A 2,070-nucleotide genomic window follows, 5' to 3' on the forward strand; every position below is an offset into this window, starting at 1 on the left:
TCCTTGACGAGGGTCGTGACGGTCTCGGGTGCGACGTGCAGGCGCCGCGCGGTCGCGACGAGCGCGTCGACCGCGGCGTGCAGCTCGGTGAGGTCGGCGGCGCGGTGGCCCGTGACGACGGCGCCGCGGCCGCGGCGCAGGTCGACCAGGCCCTCGTCCCGCAGGTCCTGGTATGCGTGCAGCACGGTGTGCAGGTTGATCTCGAGCGAGGCCGCGAGCTCGCGCGCGGCCGGCAGGCGCGTGCCGGGCGGGGCGTCGCCGCGCGCGACGGCGGCGCGGATCTGGCCCGCGAGCTGCGCGTACAGCGGCTCGTCGGAGGCGGTGTCGATGCGGAGGAGCACGCACCCAGGGTACCGCAATGTTTGATAACAACTAGAACAAGCGTGCGCTAGGGAACCCTGGCGCGGCACCGTGCAGCGGCGGTGCCGACGTCGTGTCAGATGTAGATCGCCGGGTCGTCGACCTCGGCGTCGAACGGCGCGGCGGCGGGCCGACGCCGCACCTTCGCGGGCACGCCCACCGCGACCGCCCCCGCCGGCACGTCGGCGATGACGACTGCGTTCGCGCCGACCTGCGCGTCGTCGCCCACCCACACGGGGCCCAGGATCTTGGCGCCCGCGCCGACCACGACCCGGTCGCCGAGCGTGGGGTGGCGCTTGCCGCGCTTCATGGACTTGCCGCCCAGCGTCGAGCCGTGGAACAGCACGACGTCGTCGCCGACCTCGGCGGTCTCGCCGATCACGACGCCCATGCCGTGGTCGATGAACAGCCGCTCGCCCAGGCTTGCGCCGGGGTGGATCTCGACGCCCGTGAACGCGCGGGCGACCTGCGACACCAGCCGTGCGGGCAGCCGCAGCGGCGGCACCTGCCACATGCGGTGGGCGAGCCGGTACACCCAGATCGCGTGCACGCCCGGGTAGGCCAGCGCGACCTCGAGCAGCGAGCGCGCCGCCGGGTCGTGCCGGTGCGCCGCCTGCAGGTCGTCGCGCAGGACGCGCAGGAAGTCGGCGAGCGGGCGCATGGGGTGCTCCGTGGGGCGGTGGGGACGGGTGGTGGGGCCGACGCGGACGCGCCCGGCCGCGGTGGCGGCCGGGCGCGTCGGACCGGTGTCAGTCGAGCAGGTCGGCGTAGAGCACCGAGGACAGGTAGCGCTCGCCGAACGACGGGATGATCGCGACGATCAGCTTGCCCGCGTTCTCGGGACGCTGCGCGAGCAGCGTCGCGGCGTGCAGCGCGGCGCCCGACGAGATGCCCACGAGCAGGCCCTCCTCGCGCGCGGCGCGGCGCGCGACCGCGACGGCCGTCTCGGCGTCGACGTCGATGATCTCGTCGTAGACGTTCGTGTCGAGGATCTCGGGCACGAAGTTCGCGCCGATGCCCTGGATCTTGTGCGGGCCGGGTGCGCCGCCGTTGAGGATCGGAGACTCGGCGGGCTCGACGCCGACGATCTGCACGCCCGGCTTGCGCTCCTTGAGCACCTGCCCGACGCCCGTGATCGTGCCGCCCGTGCCGATGCCGGCCACGACGATGTCGACCTCGCCGTCCGTGTCGGCCCAGATCTCCTCGGCCGTCGTGCGGCGGTGCACCTCGGGGTTCGCCTCGTTCGCGAACTGCCGCGCGAGGATCGCGCCCGGACGCTCGGCGACGACCTCGTTGGCGCGGTTGACCGCGCCCTTCATGCCCTCGGAGCCCGGCGTGAGGATGAGCTCGGCGCCGAACGCGCGCAGCAGCGCGCGCCGCTCCTTCGACATCGTCTCGGGCATCGTGAGCACGACGTCGTAGCCGCGGGCCGCGCCGACGAACGCGAGCGCGATGCCCGTGTTGCCGCTGGTCGCCTCGACGATCGTGCCGCCGGGCTTCAGCTCGCCCGACCGCTCGGCGGCGTCGATGATCGCGACGCCGATGCGGTCCTTCACCGAGTTGGCCGGGTTGTAGAACTCGAGCTTGCCGACGACGGTCGCGCCAGCGCCGTCCGTGATCTTGTTGATGCGGACCAGCGGGGTGCTGCCGACGAGCGCGGTGGCGTCCTCGTAGATGCGTGCCATGGTTCCTCTTCGGTCGGGGCCGGGC

The 2,070-nt window shown here is 73.6% G+C and carries 3 protein-coding genes; all 3 read right to left on the reverse strand.

Annotated features, from left to right (window positions below):
• A partial coding sequence (locus tag ATM99_RS17300) for a GntR family transcriptional regulator (RefSeq protein WP_062104054.1) occupies window positions 1–341 on the reverse strand: 341 nt, incomplete at its 3' end.
• Between the two features lie 95 nt (window positions 342–436).
• A complete protein-coding gene (epsC, locus tag ATM99_RS17305) occupies window positions 437–1,021 on the reverse strand; it encodes a serine O-acetyltransferase EpsC (RefSeq protein ID WP_062104055.1) in 585 nt (194 codons plus the stop codon).
• Window positions 1,022–1,109: 88 nt separating this feature from the next.
• Window positions 1,110–2,045, reverse strand: a complete 936-nt coding sequence (gene cysK / locus ATM99_RS17310) for a cysteine synthase A (RefSeq protein ID WP_062104056.1) — start codon at window positions 2,043–2,045, stop codon at window positions 1,110–1,112.
• Window positions 2,046–2,070 lie beyond the last annotated feature (25 nt).

The organism is Cellulomonas sp. B6 (assembly GCF_001462455.1).
GTDB lineage: Bacteria > Actinomycetota > Actinomycetes > Actinomycetales > Cellulomonadaceae > Cellulomonas.